The 16,389-nt window shown below is 58.6% G+C and carries 14 protein-coding genes and 1 other RNA gene; 6 read left to right on the top strand and 9 right to left on the bottom strand.

Translation table 11 applies throughout. The features are described from left to right. The first annotated feature begins 395 nt into the window (after positions 1-395). Positions 396-1,109 (top strand): hypothetical protein, encoded by a 714-nt coding sequence (locus Q5H93_RS21120; protein ID WP_305008693.1) that lies wholly within the window; start codon positions 396-398, stop codon positions 1,107-1,109. A 297-nt stretch (positions 1,110-1,406) separates the two neighbouring features. Here the strand turns inward: Q5H93_RS21120 and Q5H93_RS21115 are convergent, their stop codons facing one another. From Q5H93_RS21115 to Q5H93_RS21100, 4 genes are all read right to left on the bottom strand, one after another. Next, the gene (locus Q5H93_RS21115) at positions 1,407-2,129 is read right to left on the bottom strand and encodes a hypothetical protein (RefSeq protein WP_305008692.1); all 723 of its coding nucleotides are present in this window, start codon (positions 2,127-2,129) and stop codon (positions 1,407-1,409) included. 89 nt (positions 2,130-2,218) lie between these two features. Beyond that, on the bottom strand, positions 2,219-3,484 hold the full coding sequence (gene icd, locus Q5H93_RS21110) for an NADP-dependent isocitrate dehydrogenase (protein ID WP_305008691.1): 1,266 nt from the start codon (positions 3,482-3,484) through the stop codon (positions 2,219-2,221). Between the two features lie 150 nt (positions 3,485-3,634). Then, positions 3,635-6,673 (bottom strand): M16 family metallopeptidase, encoded by a 3,039-nt coding sequence (locus Q5H93_RS21105; RefSeq protein ID WP_305008690.1) that lies wholly within the window; start codon positions 6,671-6,673, stop codon positions 3,635-3,637. Between the two features lie 166 nt (positions 6,674-6,839). Next, positions 6,840-8,828 (bottom strand): DNA polymerase III subunit gamma/tau, encoded by a 1,989-nt coding sequence (locus Q5H93_RS21100; RefSeq protein WP_305008689.1) that lies wholly within the window; start codon positions 8,826-8,828, stop codon positions 6,840-6,842. Between the two features lie 156 nt (positions 8,829-8,984). On the opposite strand from Q5H93_RS21100, the gene ssrA reads away from it, so the two are divergent. From ssrA to Q5H93_RS21080, 4 genes are all read left to right on the top strand, one after another. Next, positions 8,985-9,353: a transfer-messenger RNA gene (gene ssrA / locus Q5H93_RS21095) on the top strand. Between the two features lie 299 nt (positions 9,354-9,652). After that, positions 9,653-10,186 carry a hypothetical protein gene (locus tag Q5H93_RS21090; RefSeq protein ID WP_305008688.1) on the top strand — a complete coding sequence of 178 codons (534 nt, stop codon included), beginning with the start codon at positions 9,653-9,655 and terminating at the stop codon, positions 10,184-10,186. Between the two features lie 109 nt (positions 10,187-10,295). Beyond that, positions 10,296-10,613 (top strand): hypothetical protein, encoded by a 318-nt coding sequence (locus tag Q5H93_RS21085; protein ID WP_305008687.1) that lies wholly within the window; start codon positions 10,296-10,298, stop codon positions 10,611-10,613. Between the two features lie 121 nt (positions 10,614-10,734). Beyond that, positions 10,735-11,121: a hypothetical protein gene (locus Q5H93_RS21080; protein ID WP_305008686.1), complete on the top strand. Its 387-nt coding sequence runs from the start codon at positions 10,735-10,737 to the stop codon at positions 11,119-11,121. Between the two features lie 70 nt (positions 11,122-11,191). On the opposite strand, the gene Q5H93_RS21075 is transcribed toward Q5H93_RS21080, so the two are convergent. The 5 genes from Q5H93_RS21075 to Q5H93_RS21055 all read right to left on the bottom strand — a co-directional run bounded on the left by Q5H93_RS21075 (position 11,192) and on the right by Q5H93_RS21055 (position 15,522). Beyond that, a complete protein-coding gene (locus Q5H93_RS21075) occupies positions 11,192-11,539 on the bottom strand; it encodes a hypothetical protein (RefSeq protein WP_305008685.1) in 348 nt (115 codons plus the stop codon). A gap of 52 nt (positions 11,540-11,591) precedes the next feature. Then, positions 11,592-12,569: a UV DNA damage repair endonuclease UvsE gene (gene uvsE / locus Q5H93_RS21070; RefSeq protein WP_305008684.1), complete on the bottom strand. Its 978-nt coding sequence runs from the start codon at positions 12,567-12,569 to the stop codon at positions 11,592-11,594. 114 nt (positions 12,570-12,683) lie between these two features. Next, the gene (locus tag Q5H93_RS21065) at positions 12,684-13,298 is read right to left on the bottom strand and encodes a carboxypeptidase-like regulatory domain-containing protein (protein WP_305008683.1); all 615 of its coding nucleotides are present in this window, start codon (positions 13,296-13,298) and stop codon (positions 12,684-12,686) included. Between the two features lie 196 nt (positions 13,299-13,494). Continuing rightward, the gene (locus Q5H93_RS21060) at positions 13,495-14,154 is read right to left on the bottom strand and encodes a hypothetical protein (RefSeq protein WP_305008682.1); all 660 of its coding nucleotides are present in this window, start codon (positions 14,152-14,154) and stop codon (positions 13,495-13,497) included. 126 nt (positions 14,155-14,280) lie between these two features. Beyond that, the gene (locus tag Q5H93_RS21055; protein WP_305008681.1) at positions 14,281-15,522 is read right to left on the bottom strand and encodes a metallophosphoesterase; all 1,242 of its coding nucleotides are present in this window, start codon (positions 15,520-15,522) and stop codon (positions 14,281-14,283) included. A 114-nt stretch (positions 15,523-15,636) separates the two neighbouring features. Here Q5H93_RS21055 and radC point away from each other — a divergent pair, with 114 nt between their 5' ends. Further along, positions 15,637-16,368, top strand: a complete 732-nt coding sequence (gene radC / locus Q5H93_RS21050; protein WP_305008680.1) for a RadC family protein — start codon at positions 15,637-15,639, stop codon at positions 16,366-16,368. Positions 16,369-16,389 lie beyond the last annotated feature (21 nt).

The following is a 16,389-nucleotide window of genomic DNA, read 5'->3' as shown; positions in this document are numbered from 1 at the left end:
CAACCGGCTTTTATTTTTTAACCGGCAAAAAACCTCACTCGACGGTTCCGGGATGTCACTCGACGCGTCCGGAAGCCATCCGATGACCCCGGAACCTCGTCCGATGCATCCGGAAACCCATCCGATGGCTCCGGAAGCCGTCCGATGCATCCGGAACCTCATCCGATGGTCCCGGAAGGGCGTCCGATGGCTCCGGAACCTCATCCGATGGCTCCGGAACCTCATCCGATGCATCCGGAAGCCAGCCGATGGCCCCGGAGCTCCGTCCGATGGTTGCAGCCGCCAGCCGATGCTATCCGGCAAAGGCCCCGTTACCCGAGGCCTTGCATCGTTTTGATTTTGAAATAAAAGTGTATACTTGCGGCACATTTCCACTCTTAACTCCTTTACCGCTAATGGATGCCCTTGCCCTCCCCTTCAATTTCCGCATCAGCGAGCTGCTGCCCGTGGCCCGCCTGCTACGCGCCAGCTACCTGCGTGACCAAGCCGACTTCGTCGACCTGCTGCCCGACGACTACCAGCCCAAATTCCTGGCCGATTTCGACAAAGCCATCGAGAACGTCGGCAAGGTGGTGCGCAGCAGCACCAGCATCGCCCAGCGGCAGGTCGTCACCCAGCGCATCGAGGGCCTCGTGGATGCCCTGCCCCGCCTGCTCAACCGCCTCGAAGCACGGGTGCGCCGCGCCCAGGACCTCACGGTGGCGCCCAAGAAATTCGGCATCGAGGCCGTGCGCCGCGACCGCAACGACGACGAGCACGAGGGCCTGGCCGAAAGCCTGCGCACTCTGCTCCAGAACATCGAAGCCAACCAGGATGCCCTCACCGCCAAAGGCCTGACCGAGGAGGAAATCAAAGACCTGCAAACCCTCTACGATAACCTCACCACCGACCGCACCACCCAGGGCAGCAGCCTCAGCGACCAGCGCCTGCTCACGGCCGACAACGTGAAGCTGTTCACGACGCTCTACGGCTTCATCAAGGAGCTGCTGGAAGACGGCAAAAGCCTCTACAAAGACGGCGGCGACGCGAAGCTCAAGGACTACACGCTGCGCAAGGTGCTGCAGCAGGTGCGGCGGGAGCAGAAGGAAAGCGGGGAGGAAGGAGCGTAGGTTGGGTGGGCTGGAAATGGAAGCGGGCGCCCCGGTGGGGGCGCCCGCTTTTTGTTTTTGGTGGAACTGGACAGTTAAATTAGTTGGCCTTTCAACTCCTGCCATCGAGGTCCAAAGAGTGCCAAATCTTCTTGAGTCACGCTGTATACAGCGAGGGCTTCCTCTCTACCTAGCGTTCCTCTGGCTATAATATCTAGGGCAGACCATGTGCGGCTCTTACGTTCAGCAACAGTGCAGATAGGTTCTTCTTTTTGCATTATCATGTGGGTATCCGCTATCAAATGTGCAATCATGATATCAAGAGGCTAAGCCCAAATAGGTCTCGAATAGTTCGCGCTTCAATAAGTTTTGTAAATCTAACACTCCATTCCAATTTCTGCCTTTTAGTAACGCTTTGCCACCGGGAGAAGTTGCCAATTCACGCATTGGGAATGGTGTAGTAGCTGAGTTTACTGCGTAAAAGTCGGTAAAAATTTTGAAATGCAAAGCAGACTGTTCATATGTAATATCCCGATGAGCTCGACCTAACTCAATAATTTCAGCCACCTTTATTGGGTCAATTGCTTCAAAACCGTACAGTGCCCATGCGTAGCCGCCAATGGTTTTTCCAGCGAGCACCTCAATGTATTGGACGCCACTGGCAAGGTATTGTTTGTAAAAACCTTGCAATATAATTTTTGCTTTCCCTTGCCCTTGCAATCGCTCTGGCAAAGTAAACATATCATGAACAGCCACTTTAATCTGATTCCTAATCAATAGAGTTCGTTCTAGCAGGAAATCATATACTGAGCCTTCTCCTGCGACCCACTCCATACGGAACTCCTGCTGTTTCACTCCTGCTGCAATAGAGTCAAAGTACAAATCGTTTGACTTCGCAAAATCTGCTATAAAAACAACGAGCTCCAAAAAGTCAAATCCTGCAAAGTTCTCTACAAGATAGCTAGAGATTTCCTCTAGGTCGTCATTATCGAACACCACATCGTATTCGTGTTCGCAACGCATTAGTTGAGCGTTAGTCATAGTGGCATTACTAATATATTTTATAAAAACCCCGCGCCAGCCAAAGCCAACGCGGGGTTCTTTCGTTTAGATTGGCAAGCGCCAAGCTACTACATATTCTTCACAATCTCAGCGCCGAACTCCGAGCATTTGAGCAGCGTGGCGCCTTCCATCTGGCGTTCGAAGTCGTAGGTCACGCGCTTGCTGGCGATGGCCGCTTCGAGGCCCTTGTTGATGAGGGCGGCGGCTTCTTTCCAGCCCATGTACTCCAGCATCATCACCCCCGAGAGGATAACCGAGCCGGGGTTCACCTTGTCCTGGCCGGCGTATTTGGGGGCCGTGCCGTGGGTAGCCTCGAAGATGGCGTGGCCGGTGAGGTAGTTGATGTTGGCACCCGGCGCGATGCCGATGCCGCCCACGATGGCCGCCAGGGCGTCGGAGATGTAGTCGCCGTTGAGGTTCAGCGTCGCCACCACCGAGTAGTCGGCCGGGCGCAGCAGAATCTGCTGCAGGAAAGCATCGGCGATGCTGTCCTTGATGATGAGCTTGCCCTGCTCCTGCGCCTGCTTCTGCAGGGCATCGGCCACGGCCACGCCCTGCTTGGCCACGATTTTATCGTACTGCGCCCAGGTAAACACCTTCTGGCCAAATTCCTTCTCGGCCAGCTCGTAGCCCCAGGTTTTGAAGGCGCCTTCGGTGAATTTCATGATGTTGCCCTTGTGCACGATGGTCACACTCGGCAGCTTGTGGGCCAGGGCGTAGTTGATGGCCGCGCGCACGAGGCGCTCGGTGCCTTCCTTGCTCACCGGCTTGATGCCGAACGACGACGAATCGGGGAAGCGGATTTTCTTCACGCCCATCTCGTCCTGCAGGAATTCCAGCATTTTCTGGGCCTGCGGCGTGCCGTTCATGTACTCGATGCCGGCGTAGATGTCCTCCGTGTTTTCGCGGAAGATGACCATGTTGGTCAGCTCCGGGTGCTTCACCGGCGAGGGCACGCCGTTGTAGTAGCGCACCGGGCGCACGCAGGAGTATAAATCCAGTTCCTGGCGCAGGGCCACGTTCAGCGAGCGGATGCCGCCGCCCACGGGCGTCGTCAGCGGCCCCTTGATGCCCACGAGGTAGTCGCGGAAGGCGTCGAGGGTTTCGGCGGGCAGCCAGTTGTTCAGGTTTTTATAGGCTTTCTCACCGGCCAGCACTTCCTTCCACATCAGCTGCTTTTTGCCACCGTAGGCTTTCTCCACGGCCGCATCGAACACGAGTTTGGAAGCACGCCAAATGTCCGGACCAATGCCGTCGCCCTCGATGAAGGGGATGGTAGGTTTGTCCGGAACGTTCAGCTTGCCATTTTTAATGGTGATTTTCTGCTCTGCCATGTTACAAAGGGTGTTAAAATCGATAAATGTCATCCTGAGCGCAGCGAAGGACCTTATCGCGTCAGGGTGGGTTTAAAAAAAATCAACTCAGCGCAGGGATGATAAGGTGCTTCGTTGCGCTCAGCATGACAAGGGTGGGATGGGTTCTCGTTAGTAGCCGAATATCTCTTTCAGCGTCAGTTGTTGCACCGGCCCGTATTTGGCCAGCTCCTTGAAGTTGAGCCGGTCCTTCGAGCCAATCACCAGGATGGTCTGGTTCTGGCCCTTCACCTTGGCCGTCTGGAATTTCTGCAATTCGGCAAACGTCATATTCTGGGTCCGGTCGTACACGTCGCGGCGCACATCGTAGTCGAGGCCCAGGCGGCGGGCGCGCTCGTAGCTCATCAGCACGTCGCTCTTGGTGATGCGCTCGGTGCTGATGCTGTTGCGGATGGCGTTTTTGGCGATGGCCAGGTTGGCCTCGGCCACCGGCATCTCGGTCAGCAGGGCCTCCATACCGGCCATGGCCTCGGGCAGCTTGTCGCTCTGCGTGCCGATGTAGCTGAGAATGTAGTTCGAGCGGCCCAGCTTATCGGCATTCGCGTAGCGCGATGAGGCCGAGTAGGCTAGCGCCTTGCTCTCGCGTAGGTCCTGAAATACGATGCTGCCCATGCCGCCGCCGAAGTACTCATTGTAGAGCGCCACGGTAGGCACCAGCTCCTTATCGTACATGTCGCCCTTGGTCAGGAACAGGATTTCCGCCTGCACCATGTTGTAGTCCACCCAGTACACCTTGCGCCCCAGGGGCTGCTCGGCGTATTCCTTGGCGGCGGGCACGGCGGCCAGCGTGGCGGGGGTTTTGTGCTCGGCTTTCAGCACGTCCAGCAAACCCGGACGGGCCACGGCAGCCAGCGACTGCCCGGCCTTCTCCGCCGCATCAATCGGGGCGGCGCTGCCCGTCAGCTGCCGCGGACCGTAGTACAGCACGCGGTGCTGATAAGTCGGCAGCTTCTTCACGAGGGCCGTGAGCTGCTCGGGCTTCAGGGCCTTCAGCTCCTTCTCGCTCAGCTCGTTGGTGAAGGGGTTTTTCGGGCCGTACTTAGCGAAGTTCACCATCGCCTGGCTCAGAATCACCTGCTTGCTCAGCTTGGCGTCCTGCCGGGCCTTGAGGGTGCCGGCCACCATGTTTTTCAGGGCCTCGGCATCGGGGCGCGGGTTGTTCAGCAACTGCTCAAACAGGCGCAGGGCCGGCTCCAGGTTGCTGTCGAGGCCGCTCAGACTCACAAAAATGCGGTCGGGCCCGCTGTTCACGCTAAAGGCACAGCCCAGCTTATAAAACTCCTGCTGCAGCTGGGCGGCCGAGTAGTTCCCGGTGCCCAGGTACTGCAGGTAGTCGGTGGCCAGCCCCCAGCGCGGGTCGTTGTTGGTGCCAATGTCGAGCAGGTAATACAGATTGAAGAGCCCGTTTTCCTTGTTCTGGGTGTAGAGCACTGGCAGCCCTGGCTTGAGCGCAGTTTCCTGAATGTCTTTCTTATAATCGACGAACACCGGCTGCAGTTCCGTGGCAGGCAAGGCTGTCAACTCCTTGTAGTAGGCCGACGACGTCTCGCGGTTGGCCGGCACCGGCGTGATGGCGGGTTTCACCACCTTCACCGTGTTGGGGTCTTTACCCGTGCGCTTGAAGATGGCCGCGTAGTTCTGCCCGAAGTTGTCGTTGGCAAACTTCACCACGTCGGCTTTGGTAATGCGACCGAAATCGTCCTGCTGCTTCAGGTAGTCCGCCCAGCTGACGCGCTCGATGAAGGCCTCGTACAGAGCGCTGGCGCGGGCCACGTTGCTTTCGTAGCCCTTGGTACGCTCCAGCTTGTCGTTGTTGATAATGGCGGGCACCAGCCAGTCGGGGAAGTCGCCCTTTTTCACTTTGTCCAGCTCGGCCAGCAACAAGGCTTTCACGTCTTCGAGCTTCTGGCCCTGCCGGGGCGTGCCATACATCACGAAGGTCGAATAGTCGTTGTTGGCATCGAGGAACGACGCGGCCTGCAATACTTTCTGCTGCTGGTTCAGGTCGAGGTCGATGAGGCCGGCCTGGCCGTTGGTCAGCACGCGGTCCAGCATTTTCAGCAGCAGGCCGTCGCGGGTGGTGCGGCCCGGCAGGCGGTAGCCCAGCATCACGTTTTCCGACTGCGGCCCGAGGATTTCCTTCGTCACGGGCGCCGTAATCGGCTTCTCCACCGGCGCGTTGAAGGCCGGCACCGGCTTCTGCTGCCATGAGCCGAAATACTTGTCGATAAGCCGGATGGTCTGGTCGTAGTCCAGGTCGCCGCTCAAACACAGGGCCACGTTGTTCGGCACGTAATACGCGCTGAAATACTTCTTAATCTCGGTGATGGAGGGATTTTGCAGGTGCTCAATCGTGCCAATGGTCGTCTGCGTGCCGTAGGGGTGCGTGGGGTACAGCACCGCGCCCATCGTCTCAAACTCCTTGCTGAAATCGTTGTCGAGCCCCCGGTTTTTCTCCTCGTATACGGCCTCTAGCTCGGTGTGGAACAGGCGCGGCACCATCTCGCGGAACCGCTCGCTCTCGGTAGCAGCCCAGCGCTCCAGCTGGTTGCTCGGAATGTCTTCCTGGTACACGGTCTCCTCGTTCGAGGTGTGGGCATTGATACCCTTGCCCCCGATGGCGCCCATGATTTTATCGAACTCATTCGGCACCGCGTACTTCGCCGCCACGCCCGAAATAGAGTCAATCTGGTGGTAGGTGCGCTTGCGGGCGGCCGGGTCGTTGCGCTGGCTGCGGTACACTTCGTAGAGCGCCTCGATTTTATCGAGCTGCTCTTTTTCCTTAGTCCAGTCCTGCGTGCCCAGCTTCGAGGTGCCCTTGAACACCATGTGCTCCAGGTAGTGCGCTAGGCCAGTGGCATCGGCGGGGTCGTTCTTCGAGCCGGCGCGCACGGCCACGTAGGTCTGGATGCGCGGGGCGTCGTCGTAGTCCGACAAGTACACCGTCAGGCCGTTGTCCAGATGGTAGATACGGGCCTGCAGCGGGTCGCCGGGCACCGTTTCGTACTTGTATTCTTTCGGCGCGGCGGGGGGCGCAGGAGCGGGAGCGGATGCAGAAGTTGCGGTAGCAACCGGCTTACTCGACTGGCATTGCGTGGTGATGCCAAGCGCCGCCAGGGCCGGGAACAGCAACAAAAAAGGTTTTTTCACGAAGGGTACGGGCGGGAAGCTAATGCGGAAAACAGAAAGGCAAAGGTAGTTGGCTGATAGGGGAATAAAAAACAAATTTTAGCCCTATCTTGCCGGGTTATTCTCCGCGCTTCCATTTAACGGCTTTCCCTGCTCCTGGCCTACGCCTCGCCCACGCGACGCGCGCCTAAAAGTCGGATTCCAGCCCCAGGCGTTGCTTGGCTTCGAGCAGAGCCGGGAATTTTTCGGCCAGATACTCGAATTTATCCGAAGCCGTGTAGAGCTTTTTGGCCGACGGCGCGGCCACCGCCATGCTCACCTGCACATTGAGGCGCGGGTGTTTGGCACGCCGCCGCAGCTCCCCCAGAAACTCGGTGCGGATTTCGTTAAACAGGTCCACCTGAATAGGGTTATCCACCTCCAGCTCAATCAGATGTTCCTCGTTAGCACTCACCGGCCGGTTAAGCAGGAAGTACTCGCTCATGCGTTCCTGGGCCCGGCGCTCGTTGGCAATTTCGAGCCAAACGCGCTGCAATAGGGCCGCATCAATTGGTCCCACGGGGCCGATATGAACCTGGGGTTCGTCCACGGCGCTGGTACTAGCGGCAGCAGCCACACTGTGGTTTTTCAGGCTCGGCAGGCCGGGCAGCTTAGCGCCCAGGTTCGGAATTTTGGCGAAAGCCGGGGCGGGCGCGGTCTTTGGTTGCGAGTCCGGCTCCAGCCCTTCCATACTCGGCGCACCGATTTCGACGTGCGGCAGCGTGTCACGCATTTGGTGCCGCTCGGTGATGGCGGCAGCGGGCTCGGCTTCGATGCTGGGCGTGTCGTGCAGTTCTTCCACGCCGTTTTCGACGGGCAGGGGTTCGGGGCCATCGGCGGGCGGCGGGGCCGAAACCAGGGTGGTAGGCTGGCGGGGTGGCGGCGGAGTATTCGGTGTTAGGTGTTGGGTATTGGGTATTGGGGCGTGTCCATTAACTGGCACGTGCCCGTTTACCGCTCCTCCCCCATTGCCGTTTACGTCGCTAGTTTTTTTTTTAGCCTCGCCACCGGCGGGTTGCAACTCGCGCACAAACTGCACGGCCCCATTCAGATAAGCCAGCTTCATCAAGGCCAGCTCAACGTGCAGGCGCTGGTTTTTGGCTTGCTTGAATTCCCGGTCGCACTGGCTGATGAGGTTCAGGGCCGAGAGGACGAAAGCCAGCGGCGCGTCTTTCGCCTGCTGCACGTATTTCTGCTTGATGCCGTCCGACACTTCCAGCAGCTGCACCGTCACGGGGTCTTTGCACACGAGCAGGCCGCGCAGGTGCTCGGCGGTGCCCACTACGAAGTTGTGCAGGTCGAAGCCTTGCTGCATCACCTCATCCAGCAGCAGCAGGGCGGCCGAGAGGTTTTCGGTCAGCAGGCTGTCGATGAGGCGGAAGTAGTAGCTGTAATCAAGGATGTGCAGGTTCTGCACCACGTCTTTGTAGGCGAGGTGGTTGCCTGAGAAGGTCACCATCTGGTCGAACATCGACAGGGCGTCGCGCAGGCCGCCGTCAGCCTTCTGGGCCAGCAAGTGCAGGGCATCGTCGTCGGCCGTTACGTTCTCACTCGTAGCCACGTAGCGCAGGTGCTGGCGCATGTCCTCCACCCGGATGCGGCTGAAATCGAAGATTTGGCAGCGCGACAGGATGGTGGGGATAATCTTGTGCCGCTCGGTGGTGGCGAGGATGAAAATGGCGTAGCTCGGCGGTTCCTCCAGCGTCTTCAGAAAGGCGTTGAAGGCCGCGTTGGAGAGCATGTGCACCTCGTCGATGATGTAGATTTTGTAGCGGCTGCCGGCCTGCGGGGCGTAGCGCACCTGCTCCACCAGCGAGCGAATGTCTTCCACCGAGTTATTCGAGGCAGCGTCGAGCTCGTGCACGTTGAACGACGCGTTTTCCTGGAACGCTACGCACGACGGACACTGCCCGCAGGCCTCGGTTTCGGCCGAGAGGTTGGTGCAGTTTATCGTCTTGGCCAGGATGCGGGCGCAGGTGGTTTTGCCCACGCCGCGCGGCCCGCAAAACAGAAATGCCTGGGCCAGATGCTGGCTCTGAATGGCATTCTGCAAAGTGGTGGTGACGTGCTGCTGCCCCACCACGCTGCGAAACGTGGCCGGGCGGTACTTACGGGCCGAAACGACAAAATTCTCCATAAAATCTACCGACAAAGTTACCTCACAACCCAGCGCAGGCGCAACCGAAAAGAAGGTACACCAGGGAAACATTCCGGCCGGCGCTTGCGTTTCCTAAATCCCGCGTACCTTCGCGGCCCGCTTGGGAAACCCGGCGGAACTTGTTCTTTCTCATTTGGGGCTGACCGGAATTGACAGCTTGTGCATGTCGCGGGTAAGCGTGCCGGGAGGTGGTGGAATCTCCCGTTAAAAAATCTACCAAACAACAACCGGCGACTATTCGTACGCCATGGCTGCCTAGTTTAGAATTAGGTAATGCCATCGTTCCGCCTGGGTAAGCTTTTACACCTGGGAGTTCGGAGCGTCGTAAGTAGAAGATAGTCTGCGAGGAGTGGTGACTCGCAGGCGAAACCCAACTGCCAATACGGGAACACCAAAGGCCTGATGTGCGCCCGGGGTTCCCCGACAATCCAAGCATAGATACGCACGTAGAAAGCACGACGGCTTCCTTGTCTGGACCAGGGTTCAAGATTCGGACCTCCCCCCCGGTGACGGCGGGGTAATAAAGCGGATGAATTCAGGGAAAGCTACGTCGGACACGGTGTCCGATATGCCAATCCTGAGCCAAGCCCGTCGTACACGACGGGAAGGTGCAGAGACTACCTGAGGGCTACAGCGCCCTTCATAACAGGCCAGAGCGTCCGCCTTCTGCCCCGGCAGAAGAAGAGATAGTCCATGCCAGCGGGAAACCGTTGGAATACAACAAAAAGCGAATCCCTGCAGCTCCACCATCTTTGAAAGCTCATTGCCTTTGGCAATGAGCTTTTTTTGTTTTATTTTTGACAATGCAGCAACCACTTAGCGTTGCGTGTACGCATTGCCAAAACATCTTCCACATGCGTCCGGCCGAGCACCAACGGAGCCTGAAGCTGGGGCGGCGCATGTTCTGCTCACGTTCCTGTGCTGGGCGGAGCAATCAACGAAATCTGCCACCGGCGGGAAACCCGGCAGCCTATTCAATCAAACAGCATGCTGCGAATAGGAAAGACAAATACAGCGGGTTGCGGGAGCATTTACGCCACTGCCGACGGCGTGACAAGGAAACAACTATTAGTCTGGATGATTTATTAGCGCAATGGCAGCATCAGCAAGGCCACTGCCCTTTTACCGGTATTGAGCTACAACATCCGGAATACATTGGCCGCAATGATGTGTTTCGCAACGCTTTGCTGGACCGTATTGACCCGAGCTTGGGTTATGTACTGGGGAACATACAGTCTGTAAGCATGGCTATTAACTACGCGAAAAGCACTTTGTCACAGACTGAAATGGTCGATTTATGTAAGCTTATCGCCCGGTATCGGCAGTCGAAAGTGTAGTATGCATCAGACTGGGTTTAGGGCGTTCACCAACCAAGTTGTTTCTGTTCGCGTAAAGTCTGGCAGCGGCTAGCATGCTGCATTCTTCTGTCCACTTTCCCTTCCCGTTATGAAATCGTCTTCCTTCCTGCTGGCCGCGCTGCTCACCCTGGGCACCGGCAGCGTCGCCTTCGCCCAAACCTCGCCGCCACAGTCGGCGCCTCCCACTTCCGTTACCAACACGCCGACGACCGTGCCCGGCACTCGCGCTACTACCGAAAACGGTAAGATTGCCACCACGCCCGATGGGGCGAATATCAGCAACAACCGCGACCGGCTGTCGTCGGGCACGGGCACGCCGGCTACTATGGCTGCCGACAATGCCGCCGAGCGCAGCGCCAAGCAGGCTGAGCGCAAGGCCCGCAAAGGCAAAATGAAATCTAAGTAAAATGCCAACCCTGGCATAGGCAAACGCGTAAACGCATTGCCTTTAAACTTCTGGGAAACCGGCTGTTTCTTCGTGAGGCAGCCGGTTTTTTCGTTTCCACTCCTTCCTCCTTCTTCCTGTCATGAAATTTCTTCCATTACTAGCCGGGCTGCTGCTGAGCGCCGCCGCCCAGGCCCAGTCGATACCATTCGACCCTTCGGCCCCCGTGCGGGGCGGTAGTCAGGGCCAGACTAACATCCCGCCCGTCAACCCCGCTCTCAACCAGAGCACCATTCAGGGGCCGCCTGAGGTGCAGCGCACGCCCACCAACCGCGACGCTCAACCCAGCCGCATCAGCACCGACCAAAGCGGGATGCCGGCAGGCACGCCGGAGCAGTCGCCCACGGCCGTGCCTGATGTGCGCGAGCAGCCCATTATCCGCCAGAGCGGCCGCCGCCAATCGACTGACGTGGTGCCCAGCCGCGACCGACGCGGCAAAAATAACGGCCTGCCGCAAGACAACCGTTAGACCTCCTGTTATCAATCAAAAGCGCCGCCTGAGCAATTGCTCAGGCGGCGCTTTTGCGTTCAGAGTGGCGTTATTTTTTGCCGGCGTGGGCCAGCAGGTCGCCGCCGTGGCGGCGGAGCAGGTCGGCCAACTCGCGCAGGCTTTTCTTGAGGTCGTCGGGGGCCTGATTGCTGACCTGGCTGGTTTGGTCGCCCAGCATGCTTAGCGACTGGCCAATGGCCGAAGCATTGAGCACACCACTGGTGAGCAGGGACTGCAGGTTACCAATTTCGCGGGCAATATCCTGCAAGCCAGGTAGACCACTTTGCAGAAACTGCTGCTGCCAGGTTTCGGTGTTGTCCATAGCCGAGCCCAGGGGCAGGCTAGTGAGGCCGTTTTTGAGGGCGGCGATAGTGGCGTTGAGGTGGTCGGAGGTCATGGGGTGGGGTGGGTGGATTAACAGATGGGAGATGGTATTTTTGAGTTAAGGGCTAATTGGCAGAGGCTTTTACAACCCGTTTGGCTTTCGGTTTACCGTCGGATAAGCTCAACGGCGGTACGGGCAGATTGGGAGCGGAGGCAGCCAGGCCCAGCTCGCGCAGGATGGCGACGGCTTGGAGGGCGCTGACTTCCTTATTCTTTATTTCCAGCATGATGTCCATGTCCAGTCCTTGCAGCTGGGCCAGAAAATCACGGAATAATTCTTCTACGATTTTATCAGTGTGCTTGCCCTTGCGCTCACCGAGCGCCTGGGAGCTGTAATCCATCATCGGCACGCCGTCGTGGGCCAGGTTCCAGGTGCCGGCGGCCAGGTGCAAGGCATCGGTCATGGACTCGCCGTGGTTGAGGCACTCGTGGTGGAAATTGTCGAAAAGGATGGGTACGCCAGTGAGCTGGTGCAGGCGCAGGCAGTCGCGCAGGCTGAACAGCCGGTCGTCGTTCTCTACTACCAGCCGCACTTTCACCGCTTCGGGCAGCGTAGCATGCACGGTGGCAAAGCGGCTGATGGCCAAGTCACGGTCGCCGTACAAGCCGCCGACGTGAATCTGCAGCTTAGCCGTGCTGTCGAGCTCCATCAAATCGAACATCGAGCCCTGATACACCAGCTCGGCAATGCTGCGCTGCACGATGCCAGAGTCGGGCGAGTTCAGCACTACGAACTGGTCGGGGTGGAAGCTGACGCGCAGGTTGTTGGCCTTGATGTAGTCGCCCAGGGCCTTAAACTCAGCTTTGAAATGTGACTGCCAGGGGAAGGTGTTGATTTCGTGCGAACCGAAAGGCACAATGCCCGAGCCCATCCGAAAAAACAGTAAGCCCTGGCTGACATTCCACTCCAGCATGCGGCGCACGCAGGCCAGGTTATTGGCTACGCTGGCAATGAGCCGCTCCTCAGAATAAAAAGCCAGCCGGAAGGTGGAGGCGGCGGTGCAGTCCATCGCCTCGTTCACGCAGGGATACCCGATTTTCATGCGTGGGCTTACGGCTAACTTCAATTAGCAGTTATCAATTAACAATGAGTAATGTTTCGCCACACCCGTCGAGTGGAGAATTGTTCATTGTTAATCGCTCATTGCCAATTGTTCTTACCGGTCATAGCCCCGGTTATCCTTGAAGGCCTTATTATATTTGGCCCGGGCCTGCCGGGCTTTCTCGGCGCGCTCGGCGGCCTCGATTTCCTCCATCTTGCGGCGCTGCTTCCCTTCGCGCGAAAACTGGTCGTAGAGTAAGCTCACGGGGCTGGCGATGGTGGGCACCGGCTTTTTGGGCGCCGCCGAATCGACGGCAAAGAGCGGTTTGGGCTTGGGTGGGCGCTTCACGCCGCTCACCACGGGCGGCTTGGGGCGCTTGATGTTGCGCAGGGCCCGGTTGATGACGGCGCGGTCGGGGCGGTCGGCGGTTACCTGCACTTCGCCTAGCTGCACGCTGTCGCGCTGCAGCTTGATTTGCACCACCAGCTGCGAAAGGGCGGTGCCGCGCAAGGGCATCTGCAGGGTTTTGTAGCCGAGGGCGCGGAAGAGTAGCGTGTCAGTCCGCTCTGCTTCGATGAGAAACTCGCCGGTGGGGCCGCTCACCACGCCGCGCTTGGTGCGCTGCACCTGCACCGTGGCGCCGGGGATGGGCAACCGCGAGCTGGCTTCGGTGATGTTGCCGCTGATGCGCGTCTGGGCCTGGGCTGGCCGGGCCAGCAGGCTCAGCAAGGCCCCAACAAGCAATAAGGCAGCGCGTTGCCCGTTAAAATTCAGAGTATAACTCAACAAAACACCTTGACGCATCAATCGTCTTAAACGCAAACCGGTCACAAAGTAGCTCAATAATGAGGCAAAAAAAGGCCCGCACGTTGCAAGTGCGGGCCTCTAAACGACTAAGCTGCCGATTTCATCGGCCAGTGCCTGGTTATTTCATTTTGCTCTTGTCGCCGTCGGCAGTTTTCACTTTCACCGTGCCGTCTTCTTTCACTTTGAGCTTATTGCCAGCGGCGTCTTTGGCTTTCAGCTTGCCGCCGTCGGCCATCATGGCCGAGTTGTCGGTGGTGGTCGAAGTGGTGGTTTCTTCAGTGGTCGTGGTCATGGTGCCGCTGTTGGCATCGGTGCTACTCATGTCCGTCGATGACGAGGTGTTGGCAGCATCGTCCATGTAGTTGCTCTCGTCGTAGGTCGAGCGGCTCGACTCATACGACTGGTACTGCGTGGGGTCGGTGAAGACGGATTTGAATTCGGTGTCCGTTTCCATCGCTGCTTCGCGCATAGCGGCAGCCATACCAGTGGTGTCGGTGGTGTATTTGGTGCGCATCTCGTTCATACGCTTGCCGCGGTTCACATAGATGGTGCGGATTTTGGTTTTCGTGGCCTCGTCGGTGATTTTCATGTCGGCCACCATTTTATCGGCAATGCGCTGGGCGCGGGCCTCCACCATAGCATCCATATCGGCGGCCGAAGTGGTGGTCGTGGTGGTGGCATCGGGCGTGGTGGTGGTTACCTCGGTGGTTTTTTCCTGCGAACAGGAAGCCAGCGACAGAGCCGTGGCGGCCACAGCTAAAGCAAGGAAGTTTTTCATGGGTGTTTTAGGGAAAGAAAAGAAGGGAATAAAATGGCTCGCATTAAGCGGTTTTAATACAAGCCTGCCGCCGCTTTACGGCAATGGCTGAGCTGTGGTTACCCTCCTGCTTTTTCCACCGTTTTTTTACCCCCGCCGTAGCTCAAACAGCGTGATTTCGGGCAGAAAACCCACCCGGCCCGGGTAGCCCAGGTAGCCCAGACCCACGTTCACATACAGCTTCTGCCGGCCCGCCGCGTAGAGGCCCGCCCACTGTTTGTACACGTATTGCACCGGGCTCCATTTCAGGAACTGCAGGTTGACACCGAACTGCATGCCGTGGGTGTGGCCGCTCAGGGTCAGGTCGATGTCGGGATAGTTCAGGATGTGGGTTTCCCAGTACGAGGGGTCGTGCGAGAGCAGAATCTTGAACGGGGCGCGGCCGCTGGCGGCATGGGCGCGGGGCAGGTTGCCGTAGGTGTGGAAGTTGGCGTGCGAGCTGCTGTTCTGGATGCCCAGGATGGCAATCTGCTCGCCGCCGCGCTCGATGAAACGGGTGGCGTCGTTGAGCAGCGTCCAGCCCATATTGGCGTGGTTCTGCATCAGGCGGTCGAGGTTGGCCTGCTTTTCGGCGACGCTTTCCCACTGCACGTAGTCGGCATAATCGTGGTTGCCGAGGGTGGAGAGGATGGGCAGCTTCGACTGGATTTTGCGGAGCGTGGGGATGTGCGGCTCCACTTCGGTGGCGAGGTTATTTACCAGGTCACCAGTCATTACCACAAGGTCGGCGCCCTGTTTGTTAATCATGGCCACGGCCCGCTCCAATGGCTCCGAGGAGGTGAAGCTACCGGTGTGCAAATCCGAAATCTGCACCAGCTTGAAGCCGTCGAAGGCCGCCGGCAGGTTGGGGTATTTCAGCACCACGCGGCGTACCTGGTAGTCGGTGGCACCCTTCACCATGCCCCACAGCAGGGCGATGAACGGGATGGAACCCAGCGCCAGCGCCAGCTTGGCAAAGAACTCGCTGCGCGGAATAGGCACACCCGGCCCGCCGCCCGGCGGGCGCGACAGCCAGCCGTAGCTCCAGCGCCCCAGCCGCGTCAGGTCTTCAAAGAGCAGCGGAATGAGAATGACCAGCTTGGCCGCCACCAGCAGTAGCGGCAAACTCATCAGGTAGCCCTTGGTGATGGCACTGCCGCTGTGCCGCGTGGCCCCGGCCCAGATGGCCACCGCCCACATTATCACCGTCAGCACCCAGTAGCCCAGCAATAACAGCCGCCGCGTGCCCGGCGTGGCGTGCTGCGTGAGCGTCCGCACCGAGAAGTACCCATAAATTTCGGCTAGCAGCACAACGGCCAGAATGGCCCACAAAAACACTGGATTTCGCATAATGGCAAGTAAAACGCGCCCGGCGGCTTTTAGTTAAAGCCGAGCCGGCGGCCACACCAGACGCAATGAGACAGATTTTGCTTTAGCTTTCGGGCTCATTTAATCATAAAGCACATGGACTCACCTGACCAACTGGCCGAAGAACCCGCCTATTCCGTACCCACCTCCTTCGGCATTAAAAGCTGGGCCGAGGAAGACCGGCCCCGCGAAAAGCTCATGGCCAAGGGCCGCGCCGCCCTCTCCGATGCCGAGCTGCTGGCCATTCTCATCGGCTCCGGCACCACCAAGCTGTCGGCCGTGGATGTGGGAATGCTCATGCTGAAAGCTGTTGATAATGACCTCAACGAGCTGGCCCGCCAGAGCGTGAAGCAGCTCTGCCGTCACCCCGGCATCGGCGAGGCTAAGGCTATTACGGTGGTGGCCGCGCTGGAGCTGGGCCGCCGCCGCAAGGAGGCCGACGCGCCCGCCAAAGTTACCATCACCTGTTCGCGGGACATTTACAATGCCATCCGCCCGCACCTCATGGATTTACCGCACGAGGAATTCTGGGTCGTCATCCTGAACCGGGCCAACGTAGTGATGCGCAAAATCGCCATCAGCCAGGGAGGCGTGGCCGGCACCGTGGCCGACCCCAAGATGATTTTCAAAGAAGCCCTGGAAAACCTCGCCAGCAGCCTCATTCTGGTGCACAATCACCCCAGCGGCAACCGCCAACCCAGCGCCGCCGACATTGCCCTGACCAAAAAGCTGAAATCGGCCGGGCAGTTTCTGGATTTGCCCATTCTCGACCATTTGATTTACACTGACAACGGCTATTACAGCTTCGCCGACGAAGGCATGCTCTAGGCGCCGGTTATCTGCCTCATT

Source organism: Hymenobacter aranciens, from assembly GCF_030580865.1.
Classification (GTDB): Bacteria; Bacteroidota; Bacteroidia; order Cytophagales; family Hymenobacteraceae; genus Hymenobacter; species Hymenobacter aranciens.
Note: the sequence above shows the minus strand (reverse complement) of the source record. Positions and strands in the feature narration are given on the sequence as shown.